The organism is Pedobacter westerhofensis (assembly GCF_900182595.1).
GTDB classification, from domain to species: Bacteria; Bacteroidota; Bacteroidia; order Sphingobacteriales; family Sphingobacteriaceae; genus Pedobacter; species Pedobacter westerhofensis.
Genome location: NZ_FXTN01000009.1, coordinates 201706 through 221090 on the forward strand (window position 1 = coordinate 201706; position 19385 = coordinate 221090).

Annotated in this window: 18 protein-coding genes and 1 riboswitch; of the genes, 14 read left to right on the forward strand and 4 right to left on the reverse strand. The window is 45.6% G+C overall.

Going from position 1 to position 19385, the window contains the following annotated elements; genetic code table 11:
* Window positions 1-41: 41 nt before the first annotated feature.
* Genes FN831_RS18105 through FN831_RS18115 form a run of 3 tightly spaced genes read right to left on the reverse strand, consistent with a single transcriptional unit; the run spans window position 42 to window position 1922 of the window.
* Entirely contained in the window at window positions 42-437 is a 396-nt protein-coding gene (locus FN831_RS18105) for a DUF1634 domain-containing protein (protein WP_142529598.1), read from the reverse strand.
* Between the two features lie 5 nt (window positions 438-442).
* Entirely contained in the window at window positions 443-1276 is an 834-nt protein-coding gene (locus FN831_RS18110; RefSeq protein WP_142529599.1) for a sulfite exporter TauE/SafE family protein, read from the reverse strand.
* 7 nt (window positions 1277-1283) lie between these two features.
* Window positions 1284-1922: a FadR/GntR family transcriptional regulator gene (locus FN831_RS18115; protein WP_142529600.1), complete on the reverse strand. Its 639-nt coding sequence runs from the start codon at window positions 1920-1922 to the stop codon at window positions 1284-1286.
* Window positions 1923-2215: 293 nt separating this feature from the next.
* Window positions 2216-2303, forward strand: a riboswitch (TPP riboswitch).
* Window positions 2304-2361: 58 nt separating this feature from the next.
* Here FN831_RS18115 and thiS point away from each other — a divergent pair.
* The 8 genes from thiS (at window position 2362) to FN831_RS18155 (ending at window position 11421) form a co-directional block, all read left to right on the forward strand.
* Entirely contained in the window at window positions 2362-2565 is a 204-nt protein-coding gene (gene thiS, locus FN831_RS18120; protein WP_142529601.1) for a sulfur carrier protein ThiS, read from the forward strand.
* A gap of 125 nt (window positions 2566-2690) precedes the next feature.
* A complete protein-coding gene (gene thiC / locus FN831_RS18125) occupies window positions 2691-4574 on the forward strand; it encodes a phosphomethylpyrimidine synthase ThiC (protein WP_142529602.1) in 1884 nt (627 codons plus the stop codon).
* A 151-nt stretch (window positions 4575-4725) separates the two neighbouring features.
* Complete coding sequence (locus FN831_RS18130) at window positions 4726-5346, forward strand: thiamine phosphate synthase (protein ID WP_142529603.1); 621 nt, start codon at window positions 4726-4728, stop codon at window positions 5344-5346.
* Between the two features lie 42 nt (window positions 5347-5388).
* Window positions 5389-6009 carry a thiamine phosphate synthase gene (locus FN831_RS18135; RefSeq protein WP_142529604.1) on the forward strand — a complete coding sequence of 207 codons (621 nt, stop codon included), beginning with the start codon at window positions 5389-5391 and terminating at the stop codon, window positions 6007-6009.
* Window positions 5990-6757 (forward strand): thiazole synthase, encoded by a 768-nt coding sequence (locus FN831_RS18140; RefSeq protein WP_142529605.1) that lies wholly within the window; start codon window positions 5990-5992, stop codon window positions 6755-6757. Before FN831_RS18135 ends, FN831_RS18140 begins: the two co-directional genes overlap by 20 nt.
* Complete coding sequence (thiH, locus tag FN831_RS18145; protein WP_142529606.1) at window positions 6747-7856, forward strand: 2-iminoacetate synthase ThiH; 1110 nt, start codon at window positions 6747-6749, stop codon at window positions 7854-7856. Before FN831_RS18140 ends, thiH begins: the two co-directional genes overlap by 11 nt.
* Window positions 7857-7925: 69 nt before the next feature.
* Window positions 7926-8663: a DUF481 domain-containing protein gene (locus FN831_RS18150; protein ID WP_185960530.1), complete on the forward strand. Its 738-nt coding sequence runs from the start codon at window positions 7926-7928 to the stop codon at window positions 8661-8663.
* Between the two features lie 70 nt (window positions 8664-8733).
* Complete coding sequence (locus FN831_RS18155; protein WP_142529607.1) at window positions 8734-11421, forward strand: alpha-L-rhamnosidase-related protein; 2688 nt, start codon at window positions 8734-8736, stop codon at window positions 11419-11421.
* A 35-nt stretch (window positions 11422-11456) separates the two neighbouring features.
* On the opposite strand, the gene FN831_RS18160 is transcribed toward FN831_RS18155, so the two are convergent.
* Window positions 11457-11972, reverse strand: a complete 516-nt coding sequence (locus FN831_RS18160; RefSeq protein ID WP_142529608.1) for a hypothetical protein — start codon at window positions 11970-11972, stop codon at window positions 11457-11459.
* Between the two features lie 156 nt (window positions 11973-12128).
* Between FN831_RS18160 and FN831_RS18165 the strand changes: the two genes are divergently transcribed.
* The 6 genes from FN831_RS18165 to FN831_RS18190 all read left to right on the forward strand — a co-directional run bounded on the left by FN831_RS18165 (window position 12129) and on the right by FN831_RS18190 (window position 19257).
* The gene (locus tag FN831_RS18165) at window positions 12129-13433 is read left to right on the forward strand and encodes an NAD(P)/FAD-dependent oxidoreductase (RefSeq protein WP_142529609.1); all 1305 of its coding nucleotides are present in this window, start codon (window positions 12129-12131) and stop codon (window positions 13431-13433) included.
* A 114-nt stretch (window positions 13434-13547) separates the two neighbouring features.
* Window positions 13548-14876 (forward strand): cytochrome ubiquinol oxidase subunit I, encoded by a 1329-nt coding sequence (locus FN831_RS18170; protein ID WP_142529610.1) that lies wholly within the window; start codon window positions 13548-13550, stop codon window positions 14874-14876.
* Between the two features lie 3 nt (window positions 14877-14879).
* Window positions 14880-15899 carry a cytochrome d ubiquinol oxidase subunit II gene (locus FN831_RS18175; protein ID WP_142529611.1) on the forward strand — a complete coding sequence of 340 codons (1020 nt, stop codon included), beginning with the start codon at window positions 14880-14882 and terminating at the stop codon, window positions 15897-15899.
* Between the two features lie 24 nt (window positions 15900-15923).
* Entirely contained in the window at window positions 15924-16538 is a 615-nt protein-coding gene (locus tag FN831_RS18180) for an HAD family hydrolase (RefSeq protein WP_142529612.1), read from the forward strand.
* Between the two features lie 3 nt (window positions 16539-16541).
* The gene (locus FN831_RS18185; RefSeq protein WP_142529613.1) at window positions 16542-17744 is read left to right on the forward strand and encodes a DUF763 domain-containing protein; all 1203 of its coding nucleotides are present in this window, start codon (window positions 16542-16544) and stop codon (window positions 17742-17744) included.
* 82 nt (window positions 17745-17826) lie between these two features.
* Window positions 17827-19257 carry a glycoside hydrolase family 30 protein gene (locus FN831_RS18190; RefSeq protein WP_142529614.1) on the forward strand — a complete coding sequence of 477 codons (1431 nt, stop codon included), beginning with the start codon at window positions 17827-17829 and terminating at the stop codon, window positions 19255-19257.
* Window positions 19258-19385 lie beyond the last annotated feature (128 nt).

Sequence of the window (19385 nt, forward strand, 5' to 3'; positions counted from 1 at the left end):
ACAGCGCTTGGTCTCTTGTAAAACCAGCGCTGTAAACGAGATTATACTTTCAGTCCGGCGAACATGCTGAACAGGATGATAAACAGTACAATCGAGGTGATCACAATATAAAGTCTGTCCTTCTCAATGATGAAGGATACCAGGGAAAAGAAGATGCGGACAATGGGGGTGGCGATCAGGATCACTACTCCCAGCTGTATGATCTCAGAGGCGCTTCCCTTTGCCAGCCCGCTCAGAATACCGGTTAGGCTGGTATATCCTGCCGGCTCCCCGTTAAAAGTGCTATAGTGCGGCAGCCCGGATCCCTGCTGGTACAAATACCAGATTCCACCAACAATAGCTACAGAGCCTGAAATCAGCACTCCTAATCTTAATACCTGGCCGATCAGTTGCTCCATGTCATAATCGGTCATTTTTTTATTTTCTTTAGTCGTCATCTTGCTTAGAATTTGTGGTTAAAACCATTATAAATCATATTTAGTGCGATCAGCGTAATGGCGATGCTAAAGATGAGTTTGAGTGAATTCACATTGATTTTCATCAATAATTTTGAACCGGTGAAAGCACCTGCCAGCACACCAATAATCACGGGAAATGCAATGCCCGGATCAATATAGCCTCTTTGCAGATAAACTACTGCACTTGCAGCAGCTGTTACACCTACCATAAAATTACTGGTGGTAGTGCTTACGCGAAAGGGAACTTTCATAGCAGTGTCCATTGCCAGCACTTTAAGTGCACCTGATCCAATGCCCAGCAAACCCGAAAGCATACCCGCGAGGGTCATGATTGAAAATCCGGCGCCTACATTGTTAAGTTTGTAATCTACAGGGCCATCCTTTGTAGGATAGCTGCCATTTAGTTTAAATTTGTAAGACCATTTACTGCCGGTTATGAGGGCTGCTTCGCTCTTCTTCCTCAGGGTCATGGCTGCAGAAAAAATAAGCATTACGCCAAACAGGATGGCAACAATATTAACAGGGGTATAGATTGCGAGGATAGCTCCGATTACCGCCCCGGCCGTGGTTGCAATTTCGAGGAACATCCCCAGGCGGACGTTGGTGATTCCCTCCTTGACATAGGCACTTGCAGAACCCGACGAGGTTGCTATTGATGCAACCAGGGCTGCTCCGATGGCATAGCGGATATCTACGTGAAAGTATAGTGTAAGCAATGGAATGATCACTACACCGCCGCCAAGGCCGGTAAGGGAGCCGGCAAGTCCTGCAAGATAGGCGCCAAGTAATAGGATCAGGGTAAAAGTGAAGATAGTCATGATATATTTAGTAATTGTGGTGTAAGATACTTTTTAAAAGTTGTTCTGCCGATTTCTGGTCTTGTTTTGCGATGGCAGCAGCCAGATCTTCGTGTGATTGCTGACTGCGGCTGAAATGCCCTATGTTTTCCTCTCTTTTTTCAAAGAAATCCTGCAGCACCAGGCTGAAATTTTCATAGAGATCTGAAAGTACTTTATTACCAGCGGCTTTAGCTATACTGATATGAAAACCCACATCAGCATCCATACATTTTTTTGGCTGGCTGGCTTCGATGGCTTTCTTTCGCTGTAGCAGCAGCTCCTGCATGTTTTCGATGTCAGCTGCTGTCCGGTTGGTACAGGCCAGGCGTACAATCTCATTTTCAAGCACTGCACGTACGGTATTTACTTCTTCAAAATCTGCCCTGCGCAAGCGCTGGGTAAGTGATTCATCTCTGATTTTTGAGGCTACAAAAGTGCCGGATCCCTGTTGTACTTTGAGGATCCCCGAAATGGCCAGGGTTTTTATAGCTTCTCTTATCGTAGAGCGGCCGACCTGGTAAATTTCCATAAGTTCTGGTTCGGCAGGAATTTTTTCGCCCTTTTTGAGTCGCCCGGAGGCAATATCTTTTTTAATGGCTGCAATAACCTTGTCTGAAAGTTTCATTATATATTGATTATTAAACATCAGATGTATGTGGTGTAAACGTCTGATGTTTTAAAGGTGCGTATTATTATTTAAACATCTGATGTTTGTTGGTGATTTGTGACAATGTGATGAGATGCCTGAAGCGCCGGATTTTTATCAGTTACCACTGGAATGTGTATCAATGTTTATTGATATCACTATATCTAAATGCTTAGATATTTTTTGGAATGCGTTCCAAGGATCGCTTTCTAATCTTTTTTTTTAAAAAATTCATGATAATTTCTTTTTTTAAGATATAATTTATACGTTTACAAAAACTTTAGGGGTGCCTTGTGCTGAGATATACCCTTTGAACCTGATGCAGTTAGTACTGCCGAAGGGAAAAGTGAGACAATTGCTATGTTGTCTTTTTTCTCTCCTGTTACAGGCAATTCCTATCGTTTAAAAATAATAAAAGATGGAAATTACTGTAAACAATCAAGCCTTTAAGCTCAATGCTTCTTCATCTGTATCGCAGCTGTTGTCTGCTGTTTTACATGTTCCGGGAAACGGTATTGCGATAGCCGTGAACCAGGCTATTGTCCCGAAATCCGATTGGCCCGCATATATGCTCAAACCCGGTGATCAGGTTGTGCTCATCAAAGCCACACAGGGGGGCTGACCAGTTTACAAAACCTATTATCCTTTATGCCCGGGGGCGGCTTTGCTGTAGATTTTACATCAGACTGACCAGCCGCAAGAGCATAGAAACGAATCAATCTGTCAAACTGCTTAAAAAAATCATCAATGAAAACAGAAAAAACTCCGAATGATGAGGTCATCAGCAGGACGCCCTTTCCGGCATCCCGAAAAATCTTTGTAAAAGGCGAGCTTCACCCGGTTGAAGTCGCGATGCGTGAAATCAGTCTTAGCGAAACAAAGATCCATAACGGATTTGGTTTAACTGAGGCAAATCCTCCGGTAACGGTTTATGACACGAGTGGCCCGTATACGGATCCCAATGCAGTGATTGATGTAAAAGCGGGCCTGCCAAGGATCAGGGAACAATGGATCGCGGGCAGGGGGGATGTGGAAAAACTTGATCAGATTTCGTCGGAATACGGAACAAAAAGACTGCATGATCCTTCGCTGGATCACCTGCGCTTTGCTTTTCAGCATCAGCCCTACCGGGCAAAGGCGGGCAGTAACGTCAGCCAGATGCATTATGCAAAAAAGGGGATCATTACGGCAGAGATGGAATACATCGCGATCAGGGAAAACCAGCGTATCGACCTGGTAAATGAACAACTGGGTGATCAGGCCTCAACGATGAACCATCAGCATCAGGGACATAGTTTCGGGGCGAACACTCCGCAGGGGTATATCACACCAGAATTTGTGCGCCAGGAAGTAGCTGCCGGCAGAGCTGTTATCCCTTCCAATATTAACCATCCGGAATCAGAGCCCATGATCATTGGCAGGAACTTCCTGGTCAAGATCAACGCCAATATTGGAAATTCAGCCGTAACATCAAGTATTGAGGAAGAAGTTGAAAAGGCAGTATGGGCTTGCCGCTGGGGTGCAGATACCATTATGGATTTATCTACCGGTAAAAACATCCATGAAACCCGGGAATGGATTATCCGTAATTCACCAGTGCCTATCGGTACGGTTCCGATCTATCAGGCGCTGGAAAAAGTGAATGGCAAAGCTGAAGACCTTACCTGGGAACTGTTCAGGGATACCCTGATTGAACAGGCAGAACAGGGGGTAGATTATTTTACGATCCATGCAGGGGTGCTGCTGCGTTATATTCCGCTCACGGCAAAAAGGGTTACGGGAATTGTTTCCCGTGGTGGATCGATCATGGCAAAATGGTGCCTTGCGCATCACCAGGAAAGTTTTCTGTATACTCATTTTGAAGAAATCTGTGAGATCATGAAGGCTTATGATGTAGCTTTTTCATTGGGCGACGGACTAAGGCCGGGATGTATTGCAGATGCTAACGACGAAGCGCAGTTTGCTGAGCTGGAAACACTTGGGGAGCTGACGAAGATTGCCTGGAAGCATGATGTACAGACGATCATTGAAGGGCCGGGACATGTGCCAATGCACCTGATCAAGGCTAATATGGAAAAACAGTTGGAACATTGTTCTGAAGCACCATTTTATACACTGGGGCCATTGACTACGGATATTGCCCCGGGCTATGATCACATCACTTCTGCCATTGGTGCTGCCATGATCGGCTGGTTTGGTACGGCGATGCTGTGTTACGTAACGCCAAAAGAACACCTGGGCTTACCGAATAAAAAAGATGTAAAGGATGGGGTGATTACGTATAAAATTGCAGCGCATGCGGCCGACCTGGCAAAAGGGCATCCCGGGGCACAGTACCGTGATAATGCTTTGAGCAAAGCCAGGTTTGAATTCAGATGGGAGGACCAGTTTAACCTTTCTCTTGATCCGGATACGGCGAAAGAATTTCATGATGAAACATTGCCGGCGGATGGCGCAAAAATCGCGCATTTCTGTTCGATGTGCGGCCCGAATTTTTGCTCGATGAAGATTACGCAGGATGTACGGGAGTATGCGGCTAAGCAGGGCGTTGATGATGAGGCCGCACTGGCAAAAGGAATGGAAGAGAAATCGCGCGAATTCGCCGCAAAAGGAAGCGAGATTTATTTGTAGTCATAGCCGGGGGGCTTGCTGCAAAACGAGCACAGAATACCTGGGGCGACGGGTTTTTACTGATAGCGCTTAGCCTTAGATTCCGGATGCAAACGATGATCAAGTGATAAAAAGGATGATCAATTGATAAAAAGATTGAAGTTTTGAAAGTATGGAACTGATTGTTGTAACACCACCAGATTATTTTGAAGGAGAAGCAGCGCTGATCAATCAGTTTTTTGCTGAGGGGCTGCGCCTGCTCCATATCAGGAAAACTGCGGATGATCCGGCGCAGTTCAGGCTGCTGATGAAGGACATAGATCCGGAATATCATCCTTTGATCTCCATTCATCAGCATCATGAACTTGCTGAAGAGTTTGATATTGCAAGGCTGCATTTTAAAGAGCAGCGGCGCAGGGAGTTATCATCTGCTGATATTGAACACCTGCTGGATGCCGGTTTTTATCTCAGTACTTCTGTACATGAATTGTCCGTCATCACTGAGCTCAGCAGTTTCGGCTATGTCTTCTACGGACCTGTGTTTGACAGTATCTCCAAGCCGGGTTATCATGCTGTGCAGGGAGATGGATTCGTGCTGCCCCGGATGCCTGCCAAGGTATTTGCTATCGGAGGCGTGGAAGCAAAGAAACTGGGGCAACTGAAAAAAATGAAGTTTGATGGCGCAGCGGTACTGGGAAGCTTTTGGCACCATGAGATTTCTCCCCTGGCAGCTTTAAAAGAACTGTTGAGTAAGATAGAAGAGCATCACAATGAACCCGCAAACGAAGAATAAACTGAGCAATAATGGCTGGAACATTATCAACCAAATGATATCATGATCATAGAAAAAATACAATATATCTCGCAGGCAGCGGAACAGGGTTCGCATTTGACGGCTATAGAAAAGGTGCTGTGGGATGGGGGAAAATGGATACAGCTGCGAGTGAAGGAAAAGCCTGAAGAGGAGGTGCTGGAACTTGCCGTAAAGGCCAGTGTACTCTGCCGCAACTACGGTGCAAAACTGATTATAAACGACTATCCGCAGGTGGCACTTGAAGTGGATGCCTATGGGCTGCATTTGGGGCTGGATGATATGCCTGTACCTGAAGCGAGGGCAATCCTGGGTTACTCCAAATGTATCGGCGGTACTGCCAATACTTTCAGCGATATACTCAGGAGAGTGGCGGAAGGCGTGGATTATATCGGGCTCGGCCCTTACAGGTTTACCACCACGAAAAAGAACCTGAGCCCGGTACTCGGACTGGCAGGTTACAGAATGATCCTGCAGCAGATGCGGGAGGCCGGAATCACTACGCCAGTCATTGCCATAGGAGGGATTGAATTGCCGGATATAGATCTGTTGTTATCTGCAGGTGTTCATGGTATTGCAGTCTCGGGATTATTAACAAGAAGTAACCACTTAAACGAAGAATTTTATGTTAACTATAGCAGATAAAGTATTTGGCTCCCGTTTACTCACAGGTACGGGGAAGTTTAATTCAGCGGTGCTGATGGAGGAGGCCTTGCTGGCCTCTGGTTCTGAATTGGTTACTGTAGCGCTAAAGCGGGTGGACCTGAAAAGCCAGGAGGATGATATCCTCAGTCACCTGAAATATCCGCATATCAGTTTACTGCCCAATACTTCGGGTGTGCGCAATGCGAAGGAAGCTGTCTTTGCGGCACAGCTGGCAAGGGAAGCGCTGGAAACCAACTGGTTGAAACTGGAGATCCACCCGGATCCTAAATACCTGATGCCTGACCCGATAGAAACGCTGAAAGCAACCGAAGAACTGGCGAAACTGGGATTTATCATCCTGCCTTATATCCACGCAGACCCTGTTTTATGCAAGCGCCTGGAAGATGCCGGCACAGCTGCAGTTATGCCACTCGGATCTCCTATTGGCAGCAATAAAGGGCTCAAAACAATTGATTTCCTGGAGATGATCATCAGCCAGAGCAATGTTCCGGTGATCGTTGATGCCGGGATCGGCGCGCCCTCTGATGCTGCCAAAGCAATGGAAATAGGAGCAGATGCCGTACTTGTTAATACTGCGATCGCGGTTTCCGGTGACCCTGTACGTATGGCTGAAGCCTTTAAGATCGCGGTAATTGCAGGAAGAATGGCCTACGAAGCAAAATTGGGTTCCCTTAGTTCACAGGCTGCTGCAAGCAGTCCCTTAACCTCCTTCCTGGATGAACTTTAGCCAGATTTTTGAAACTTATAGCTGGGAGGAGACCAGTAAAAGTATTTACGCGAAGAACGCTGGTGATGTTGAGGCAGCACTGGCAAAAAAAACACGGACACTGGAGGATTTTAAGGCACTCATCTCCCCGGCGGCTGCGCCATATCTGGAGCAGATGGCACAGCTGAGCAGGCAGCTGACGCTCAAAAGGTTTGGCAAGGTGATGCAATTATACGTACCACTGTATCTTTCCAATGAATGCAATAACATCTGTACATACTGTGGCTTTAGTTTTGACAACAAGGTGCGTCGTAAAACATTGTCCCCGATAGAGATCATGCAGGAGGTAGCGGTGATCAAAGATATGGGTTATGACCATGTGCTGCTGGTAACAGGAGAAGCCAATCAGACGGTGCATACGGATTACTTTAAAAAGGTACTGGAGCTGATCCGCCCTCATTTCTCGCATATCTCCATGGAAGTACAGCCGATGGATCAGGAGGATTATCAGGAGCTGATTCCTATGGGCCTGAATACTGTACTGGTTTACCAGGAGACTTACCACAGGGAAGATTACAAAAAGCACCACCCAAAGGGCAAAAAATCCAACTTTGAATACCGGCTTGAAACACCGGACAGGTTAGGAGCCGCAGGGATTCATAAAATGGGATTGGGTGTGCTGATCGGTCTGGAAGACTGGCGTACAGACTCTTTCTTTACTGCCTTACATCTGGGATACCTGGAAAAAAAATACTGGAAAAGCAAGTATAGCCTGTCCTTTCCGCGGCTGCGGCCCTTTAGCGGTGGACTGGAGCCGAAGGTTGAAATGAGCGACCGGGAGCTGGTACAGCTGATCTGCGCTTACAGGCTGCTGAACGGGGAAGTAGAGCTGTCCATTTCCACCCGGGAGTCTACCATATTTCGTGATCATATCGTTAATCTAGGAATTACTGCGATTAGTGCAGGTTCAAAAACAAATCCCGGGGGATACGCAGTAGAGCCGGAATCGCTGGAGCAGTTTGAGATTTCGGACGACCGGAGCCCTGCGGAAATTGCGGATATGCTGCGAAAACAGGGGTATGAACCGGTTTGGAAGGATTGGGACAGTAGCCTCGCCTAAGTTAATTGCGCCAGGACACAAACAATCTTTAACGGGTAACGTTAAACTCGTTAAAGATTGTTTGCAAGTATGCCTGTTAAATCCCTTTACCTTCTCTTTCTCCTTTATTTTGTTCCTTTTAATATATCAGCTCAATTTTCTGACAGCACGCATTATTCTGTGAATTATGCTACTACAGGATCTATCAATAAAACAAATGACGGTAATACGTATCTTCTGAACAACGCAGCAAAGTTTGGTATAAAAAAGAAAGCCTTTAACCTGAATTTCAGCAATACCTGGGTTTATGGAAAGCAGGACCGGCAACTGACAAACAATGACTTTTCTTCGGCGCTCGACTTTAATCTGTACAGCTCGCTGCCTCATTTCTTTTACTGGGGACTCGCCAATTATAATACCAGTAAATCACTGATGATCAATAATCAACTGCTTGCCGGTGCCGGCGTAGCCTACAGTATTTATGACAGGAAAAATGTTTATGTGAACATCAGTGACGGTGTCCTGTTTGACAGCAGTGACCTTATGCTTGCAGATGGCGTGCAGGATGTATATCAGACGTACAGGAACTCGCTCCGGCTGGTCTTTAAGGTTACCATTAAAGAGTTTATCGTGATTAATAATTCCACCTTTTTTCAACCCTCATTAAAAAAATGGGAGGATTACAATTTCAGGTCGGATTCCGGGCTTTCTTTTAAAGTAAGCAAGTGGTTGAGTTTAACTACGGCCTTAAATTATAACCGTGTTTCCAGAACGGACAGGGAAAACCTGTTGTTCACCTATGGGCTGTCTTTTGAAAAGTTTTTTTGAGGATTATTCGTGATATGTTTGAATGAATAGCTGTATTCGGATATGTTTGTAATCGTATTACCCATTATAAATGAAGCCAGCTTTTTCAAAAATAATTGTTTATTCCCTTTTACTGTTCTCCCTGCCGGGATGTAAGTCGCGAAAACCAATGGACAAAATTTATCAGTCTGATTTTTATAGCATATCAAAAACCAAGGTTACTCAGGGCGCATTTGAAGCGGTAGCCCTCTCCCCGACAGCACTGAGCTCAAATTACGAAAGCCCGGTAAACCAGGAGATCAGTCCTATTGTGTCTTTTAAATTTAGCCTGAATGGAAAGGATAATGAACTGCCTGTAGGCAAGAACCATCTCCTGACCATCCTGCCGGAAAAAGGTGCATTTGAATCTCCTGTGATCAGGTTCGGACAGCAGTATACAGACCCAAACATACCAGCTAAAGGAGTTTTCCTGCAACCGGATACCAAGTTCAGCATCCGGTTAGATCTTCGTAACGTGCTCTCAGCGTTTAAAGAAACCGGGTATTACACCACCTATGATGGTACAAAAATCTTTAAAACCGATTTCAAGGGAGTTTTTGTGGCAGGGAATATCAGCCCGCTGATCTGGGACTTTGATAACCTTGGCAATCATCAGGAACTGGAACTTCACGATGATGACGGCGATGGCATTTATACCATCACACTGGACATGAACAAGCCGCAAGAGAAAAAAACTACTGCTTCTTCCTGGCATTTATCAAAAGATATTTCTGCTTTCCCACAGTATAAATCGGGTATTCCTATGATGGATGCGCTTTATAATCTTGCGCTGGAAGAGGCGATAAATGCCATCGAACCCGACAGTACATTCAGAACCGGTAAGGAATGGGCAGGGGTATGGACACGTGATATCAGTTACAGCATCATCTTATCGATGGCGACCCTGCAGCCGAAAGTTTCTGAGCACAGCCTGCTGAAGAAGGTGAAGAATGACAGAATCACTCAGGATACAGGATCAGGGGGCTCCTGGCCGGTATCTTCTGACAGGATGATCTGGGCTGTTGCTGCCTGGGAGGTGTACAAAACCACAGGAGACCGTCAGTGGCTGGAGAAAGCCTACCGTGTAATAAAAAACTCTGTTGAGGACGATCTGAAGAATATTTATGACTCAAAAACCGGCCTGGTAAGAGGGGAATCTTCCTTCCTCGACTGGCGTGACCAGACTTATCCGAAATGGATGGAACCCGCCGATATCTATTCATCTGAAAATCTGGGCACAAATGCTGTGCATTATCAGGTGAATGAAGTATTGTCACAAATGGCGGTACTGATGAAAGATACGGAAGCTGCTGAAAAGTACGCAGCAATAGCGGAGCAGATTAAAACAGGCATCAACACCTGGTTATGGATGCCGGAAAAAGGATATTATGGCCAGTACCTGTATGGCAGACAATTTCCACTATTGTCGCCACGCGCCGAGGCTTTGGGAGAGGCACTCACTGTTTTGTTTGACATCGCTGATCCTGAACGCCAGAAATCTGTGGTCGCCCGCAGTCCTGTGACTAACTTTGGTATTCCCTGCATCTATCCGCAGATTCCGGACATCCCTCCATACCATAATGATGCAGTATGGCCTTTCGTACAGTCGTACTGGTCGCTCGCTGCAGCAAAAACGGGCAATGCAGAAGCGCTGGTTCAAAGTATGAGTGCTATTTACCGTCCTGCAGCATTATTCCTGACCAATAAGGAAAACTTTGTGTCATCCAATGGTGATTTCGCTGGCACCCAAATCAATTCGAGCAATATGCTCTGGAGCTTATCCGGGAACCTGGGTATGATCTATAAAGTGATATTTGGGATCGACGTCCGTGAAAATTCACTCGTATTTAAACCCTTTGTTCCTGAGATTTTACAGGGAGAACGCACATTGAATAATTTCAAATACCGTAATGCAGTACTTGATATCAGCTTGTCGGGATTTGGGAACCAGATCCGTTCGATTACCATGGATGGCAAAGAGCTGCCTCTTGCCACCGTCCCGGCCGATTTGTCAGGTTTACACCACGTGGTTATCATTTTAGCAAATAATACCCTTGCAAAGGGAGAAGTCGGTTTGGTTAAAGATGCTTTTTCTCCGGCCACTCCGGTGCTGAAAGTTCAGGGACAATTGATTTCCTGGGAGAAAATTGAAGGTGCAAACTATACAGTCATTTTCAATGGGAAAGAAATATCCAAAATTGCTGTTCCCAACTACACTGCCGAAAGAAATGGTGAATATCAGGTTATTGCCTATAATTCCACTGGAGAAAGATCCTTTGCGAGTGAACCGGTATTGATCTATCCTGCACAGAAAATAAATCATATCGACCTGTCGCTCGTTACTGAAAAATCTGACCTTCCTTATGAGGGATATTCCGGTAAAGGTTTTATTGAGATCAGTAAATCTAAAAACAAGCTGCTTACCATCATTGTAAATGTGCCGGAAACAGGAACTTATGCGCTCGATTTCAGGTATTCCAATGGAAACGGGCCTACCAATACGGATAACAAATGTGCGATCAGAACACTCCGGATTGATCATTCTTTTGCAGGGACCTTCGTATTTCCGCAACGCGGGAAGGATGAATGGTCTGACTGGGGTTTCAGCAATACTATTCAGCAGAAACTGACCAGGGGCAGTCATGAGCTGAGTTTATCCTTTGAAGACTGGAATGAAAATATGAATGGAGAGATCAATCAGGCGATGCTGGATCAGCTCAGGGTGATCAGGGTGGATTGATGCTAAAGGTCTAGCCCCCATGTGCAAGGCCCTGCTTATTTCGGATCTTTTAAAGGGCGGCGCAGAAAGAAGTACTCAGCCTGATTTGCCAGATACTCCTCAAATTCGGGAGAGGTCTTTATGTTTGCGGGGGTCTTTTTAAAGTTCTCCGGTGTAATAAACCTCCAGGTGACACCATTAGACTCCTGCAGTGAAAGGACTTCAATTGGATAATTCAGAATGTATTGGTTCAGGAATTCATGTTTGGCGGCTGTCCATTGCGGGGTGCTGCCGAGATTACGCGGCCAGGTATATAATTTATGGGCTTCGGTGATCTTTCCATTTTCATCAATGTAGGCAGACTGTTTCAGGATCAGGTCGCTCAGGTTTAAAACAGCGATATCGCCGGTAAAACTTTCATGGTTTTCTGCTATGATGATGGCTTTGGCAGTAAAAAATGGCACACTTGCATTTTCATCCTGTTCTTCTTTTAAAGAATCAATAAAAACATATTTGCCTTTTTTCAGTGATTGTACATGTTTCTGGGAGTATTCTTGACTGAAAGTAGACATATGAAGGGTGTTTTTGTAAAATTACTTAAATTATGATTGAAATCATTGCGGCATAAAAATATGCATAGCAAACATTACAAAATAATGTTTGCCAATTGCAAAACTTAGCACATTTATTGCTGCTACAGGGCTATAAATCATCAATAGCTGTTAAAAATGAATCATACTCCAAAAAAGATAGTCATTGTGGGCGGTGGATTTGCCGGTGTAAACCTGGCAAAAAACCTTTCTGATCACGAATCATTTGACGTTGTCTTAGTCGATAAAAACAATTATAATTTTTTCCCTCCCTTAATCTATCAGGTAGCTACAGGTTACCTTGAAACCTCCAATATCTCTTATCCTTTCCGTAAACTTTTCAGGGGCAAAAAGAATTTCACATTCAGACTAGGCGAATTGGAGGAGGTGGTACCGGCTCAAAAAAAACTGATCCTCTCTACCGGAGAGATCAGCTACGATTACCTGGTATTTGCAACCGGCTGCGTAACCAATTACTTTGGTATGGAGAGCGTAGAAAGAAACGCAATACCAATGAAAACCATTTCGGACGCCCTGCAGATGCGCAATACCCTGCTGGAAAGACTGGAACAGGCATCACGTGAAACTGATCCTGAATTAAGAAAGAAACTTTTGACTGTTGTTGTTGCAGGCGGCGGCCCTACCGGAGTAGAAATTTCCGGCATGTTTGCCGAAATGAAAAGGACCATCATCGCCAAGGATTATCCTGAACTGGCTGGAGCCAGTGGGGAGATTTACCTGGTGGACGGTCTAAAAGCACTGCTTACCCCAATGAGCGAGAAATCGCAGAAATATGCCTATGATACCTTAACTAAAAATGGGGTAAAAGTGCGGCTGAATGCGATGGTGAAGGACTTCAGCGATGATGTTGTACACTTTGCCAATGGCGATACGATTGTATCTAAAAACCTGATCTGGGCAGCAGGCGTAACGGCTATTGTTTTTAAAGGCATCCCTGAAGCTGCCTATGGCAGAGGAAAAAGAATGATCGTAGATGAGTTTAATAAGGTACAGGGGCTGGAAGATGTGTACGCTATCGGCGATACCTGTATCCAGACTACTGACCCGCATTTTCCGCAGGGACATCCGCAGGTGGCCCAGGTGGCGATTCAGCAAGGACAAAACCTTGGTAAAAATATGATCAAAGCATTGTCCAATGCAACCTTAAAACCATTCAGTTATTATGACAAGGGATCAATGGCCATCATCGGAAAAAATAAGGCGGTGGCCGATCTGCCTAAGCCTAAATTATTCTTCAGTGGTGTGCTTGCCCTGTTTATGTGGCTGTTCATTCACCTTTTATCACTGATCAATTACAGGAACAGAATCAGGACTTTGTATAACTGGGGCGTAGCCTACCTGACCAATGACCAGTCGCTGAGAATGATTGTGCGACCGGCCAGTAAGTTTGAACGCGAAGAGGTCAAACCGGAAAACGTTTAGCCCGAAATATATCCTGAAGGCCATCTGAAGAGGACCAGCAAATTATTACATTAACAAAGCAAAAGATTAGGATTAGCACTATCTCGCAATAGCGAATACGCCTATTTTTGCAGGATGGATGATTTCTTCGCTGCCCGACTCCAGATGGCCTTTTCTTTAGGCTTCCACATTGTTTTCTCCTGTATTGGTATGGTGATGCCGTTTTTTATGTCTACCGCCCACTACTTCTGGCTAAAGAAAAAAGAGACGGTTTACCTCGATGTGACCAAAGCCTGGAGCAAGGGGGTAGCGATATTTTTTGCTACCGGCGCTGTTTCCGGAACTGTCCTTTCTTTTGAGCTCGGATTGCTCTGGCCGCGGTTTATGGAACATGCCGGCCCGATTTTCGGAATGCCCTTTTCTCTTGAGGGTACCGCGTTTTTTATTGAAGCAATTGCACTTGGATTTTATTTATATGGCTGGAACCGCTTTCATCCCTGGTTTCACTGGCTGACAGGAATGGTAGTTGGAATTACCGGGCTTTTATCGGGCATTCTGGTCGTCGCGGCAAATTCATGGATGAACAGCCCTTCGGGTTTTGATTTTGTAAACGGCCAGTACCTGAACATTGATCCGATGAAGGCGATGTTTAATGCCGCCTGGTTCTCGCAGGCACTGCATATGTGCGTGGCTGCTTTTGTGTCTACAGGGTTTGCTGTAGCCGGCGTACATGCGCTGATGATACTGAAGGGTAAAAATGTAGCTTTCCACAACAAGGCGTTTCGTATTGCGGCGATTTTCGCTACGGTTGCCGCTTGTCTGCAGCCGCTTAGCGGTGATATTTCTGCCAAGGACGTAGCCAGGAGACAGCCTGCTAAACTCGCTGCAATGGAAGCACATTTCCACACAGAGAAGGGTGCTGCACTGGTGATAGGCGGTATTCCGGATACAGCTTCCAAAACAGTGAGCTACGCATTGAAAATCCCAAAACTCCTTAGCTTTATGGCTACCAATGATTTTAATGCCGAAGTGAAAGGACTGGACAGCATTCCTGAGAAAGACCATCCGCCGGTGATGGTCACCCATTTTGCCTTTCAGATCATGGTGGGCCTTGGTATGGCGATGCTGGCCCTGTCGGTTGTTTATTTTATCGCCCTGCTAAAGAAAAAAAGCTGGTCTGACAGCAAGTGGCTGCTGAAACTATTTGTGATTGCCACCCCGCTGGGCTATCTGGCGCTCGAAGCCGGATGGACGGTTACCGAGGTGGGAAGGCAGCCCTGGATTATTTATGGCGTAATGCGCACAGCGGATGCTGTAACCCCGATGCCGGGAATTGCCTATTCGTTTTATCTCTTTACCGCTGTTTATATCTCTCTGGCCGTTATTGTAAGCTTCCTGTTGTTCCGGCAGATTACAATGGTAGGCAAACTGTACGATTCATCCACCGATCATAAAACTCAATAGGCCATGGTATATGTAGTAATCATTTTTCTCTGGACAGCCATACTTTTATACGTGCTCCTAGGGGGCGCCGATTTTGGTGCCGGTATTATTGAATTGTTTACCTCACGTGCCAACATGCACCGTACCCGTAAAAATATGTATGAAGCGATCGGCCCGGTCTGGGAAGCAAACCACATGTGGCTGATTATTGTGATCGTGATCCTCTTTGTAGGTTTTCCCAGGATCTATACTACTGTTTCTATCTATCTTCATATCCCGCTGGTATGTATGCTGCTGGGAATTATCGCCAGGGGCACGGCGTTCGTTTTCAGAAACTACGATGCGGTAAAAGATGATATGCAGAAAGTTTACACCCGGATATTTATACTCTCCAGTGTACTTACCCCATTTTTCCTGGGCATTATTGCTGCCAGTGTGGTTTCCTCAAAAATTGACCTCCAGGCACATGATTTTGTATCTGCCTACATCTATAGCTGGCTCAACTGGTTTTCTGTTGCCGTAGGGATATTTACCGTTACGATCTGTGCTTACCTTGCCGCCGTATTTATCATAGGACAGGCAGATGACGAGTTCGACCGGAAGCGTTTTACCCGCAAGGCCACGTATCTGATCTTTGTGGTTATGGGTGCCGGTGCTTTGGTTTTTCTGGCAGCCTGGATTGACCGGATTCCTTTATTGTACTGGATCTTCAGTGATGTGCCCGGTATTATTGCCATCATTCTGGCCACGATCTCACTCATCATTATGTTCTACTTCCTGAACAAAAACAAGCCAGTGATGCTGCGGATACTGGCAGGCTTTCAGGTGACAATGATCCTGTTCGCAGCTACATACAGCCATTTTCCTGATATTGTACTACTAAAGGGCGGGCCAAATCTTTCACTGCTGGCTGATCAGGGAGAACAAAAAACGATGGAGGCACTGGGATATGCGCTGCTGACTGGCAGTGTTTTTATACTGCCGGCACTCGGATACCTGATCTACAGTTTTCAAAAGAAAACTGATACCATATCTGATCATTAATTTATTATATAAGCGCAATACTTTATGCAAGAATCTGATTTTTCAAGACTCAGTAATTTAACGGAAGGGGATTACCAGGCATTTTTATACGACTGCGATGGTACCCTGGCGGATAATATGCCTGCTCATGCAGCAACATACGTTGCTGTTGCCAAACAATATCAGGTAGAAATGGACCCTGCAATCATCGATGAACTTGCGGGCTGGCCTATCGCCAATGTGGTGGAAGAACTGAACCTGCGCTACAACGCCAGTATGGACCCTGAAGAATTCAGGTCGAGAAAAGCACAGCTGTTTGCCGATGAGTATATCAGTAAGGTACTGCCAATTCCCTATGTTGTAGAACACCTGAAAGCCAATGCCGGGAGGGTTCGTATTGCCGTAGTCTCGGGTGGAGACCGTATTGCGGTACAGCGGACTCTGGAAATCATTGGTGTAAGCGAATTTGTGGAAATACTGGTTTGTGCCGGCGAAACGCCGAAGGGCAAACCATTTGCAGATCCTTTCCTTAAAGCGGCAGAATTGCTGGGTGTTGATCCCGGAAAATGCCTGGTATTTGAAGACGGGATCCCCGGTGTAAAAGCTGCCGAAGCGGCCGGAATGCACTGGGTAAGAATCGATCAGTTTAAATTCGGATAATACATGAAAAGATCCGGGACAGCAGACATGCCTTTGCATTATGGCCATATACCAAAATGGCTGGCCGAGCGTATGTCCAGGCTCGGACTGGCAATAACTGAAGCCATCATTACAGAATATGGCACTGCCGAGGTCTTGCGCCGGTTAAGTGATCCTTTCTGGTTCCAAAGCCTTGGCGCAGTGATGGGCATGGACTGGCATTCTTCGGGCATCACCACTTCGGTAATGGGTGCATTGAAGAGTGCTGTTAATCCGCTGTCGAAAGAACTTGGAATTTATATTTGTGGCGGAAAAGGCAAATCCTCTAAAAATACTCCGCAGGAGCTGTTGTTATATAGCGACCGTAATGGCTTAAACGGTACCGAGCTTGTGCGCTGCAGTAAACTCAGTGCAAAGGTTGACAATACAGCAGTGCAGGATGGCTTTCAGCTATACATGCACAGCTTTGTGGTAAATACAGAAGGCTTATGGACTGTAGTGCAACAGGGAATGCAGGATGGGAGTTCTACCGCAAGGAGATACCACTGGCATTCTGGCGCGATGCAGTCTTTTATAGAAGAACCCCATACGGCAATCTGCGGACAGAACCAGGGAGCGATACTGAATATGGTGGCAAAGGAGGCTTTGCCATCACAACAGGGAATTTTATCAATGACCGCCGAAAATCCTTCAAGGATGATTGCAGAAGTGCAGCAACTTGTCATGCCCCGGCATCATGATGTGAGGGCAAAAGATGTAGATCTTAAGCGACTTGGAGCCATGTTATGGCTCACCCATGAAAAGCAGCCTGCAGATTTTGAAGAACTGCTGCTGTTACAGGGAATGGGCCCGCGGACATTACAATCGATGGCCCTGGTGAGCGAAATCATCTATGGTACGCCCTCGCGGTTTAAAGATCCTGCTCGTTTTTCTTTTGCCCACGGCGGTAAAGACGGGCATCCTTTCCCTGTACCGGTAAAAGTATATGATGAAACATTAAGCGTGCTTTCGAAAGCAATTGAGAAAGCAAAGATCGGTCAGGCAGAGAAGTTGCAGGCCATTCAAAAACTGGGAGAACTTTCCCGGCAGGCAGAAAAAGGTTTTACACCAAACGACAACTTTGACGAACTCATTGAAATAGAAAGGCGTGACTCCTGGAAGCATGGTGGTAAAACGATTTTTGGTGATGCAAAGCCGCCCAAAGGAGGTCAGCTCGATCTATTCTAGGCTTTATTTTTTATATTTAAAAAAATTAAACCATCCTGTATGCTGAGTTTTAAAACATCATACGGGATAAATAAAACGGCAAATGAATAAGATTTATTTAATGGCATTGCTTTTTCCTTTCGGGACTTGGGCACTGGCACAACAAAAGCAGCCTGTAGCAGCGGTATATACCACGGCTCAGGGCTCAGATCTCAAAATATCCAAAACTGGAAACCTGAGCTTCACTGATCTCAAACAACCGCTGGAAACCCAGGTATGTATCTTTGTAGATCCTTCGAAAACCTTTCAAACGCTGGTAGGGATTGGTGGTGCTATTACTGATGCTACTGCAGAAACATACGCGAAATTACCAAAAGCAGCACAGCAGGAGTTTCTGAAAGCATATTATGACCAGGCAAACGGAATAGGCTTTTCACTGGCCAGGACCAGTATCCACAGTACCGACTTTTCCAGCGACAGCTATACCTACATTAAGGAAAATGATGCAGAGCTGAAATCTTTTAATGTAAAACATGATGAGAAATACCGTATTCCTCTGATTAAACAGGCTATCCAGGCTGCGGGAGGAAAACTCACTATGTTTGTGAGCCCATGGAGCCCGCCGGCATTTATGAAAACGAATGGCAGCATGTTAAAAGGAGGAAAGCTTAAACCAGAATTCAGACAGAACTGGGCAAATTACTATGCTAAGTTTATCAAAACATATGAGGCAATGGGGATGCCTGTCTGGGGCCTCACGGTACAGAATGAGCCGATGGCAACGCAAACCTGGGAATCATGTGTTTTTACTGCCGAGGATGAACGTGATTTTATCAAAGAATATTTGGGCCCGACTTTGCAGAAAGAGGGCTTGTCTGATAAAAAACTGATTGCCTGGGACCATAACCGGGATCAGATGTATCAGCGTGCGAGCACGATCTTAAGTGATCCTGAGGCAGCTAAATATGTATGGGGCATAGGTTACCACTGGTATGAAACCTGGACCGGTAGCGGGATGTTGTTCGAAAATGAAAAACTGGTAAAACAAGCTTTCCCTGATAAGGAACTGATCTTTACAGAAGGTTGTGTGGAGAAGTTTAATATTGACAGCATTGGCAGCTGGGCACTGGGAGAGCGTTATGGCTATTCCATGATCAACGACTTTAACAGCGGCACAGCAGCCTGGACAGACTGGAATATGCTGCTCGATGAAAAAGGAGGCCCTAACCATGTGGGCAATTTCTGTTTCGCCCCAGTGCATGCAGACAGTAAAACGGGCAAACTGATTTATACAAACTCTTATTATTACATGGGACAATTCTCTAAGTTTATCCGTCCCGGAGCAAAAAGGATAGTGAGTTCTTCAAACCGCGATAAATTGCTGACCACGGCATTCATCAATCCAGATGGTAAAATGGCGGTGGTAGTGATGAATAAATCAAATGATAAACTGCCATACTATTTATGGATTGCCGGAAAAGCAGCTGAAAGTATCAGTCTGCCACACTCTATTTCCACCATTGTACTTGAGTAGCAAACCAAATTTTACAACGAATCACCTGCCGGCCCTTTCAAAATAGGGCCGGCATGTATTTTTTCTTTTAATTCCCTGTTTCCCCGGATCCATTATCAATGTTGGCACAGATTATGAATCAGGAATCT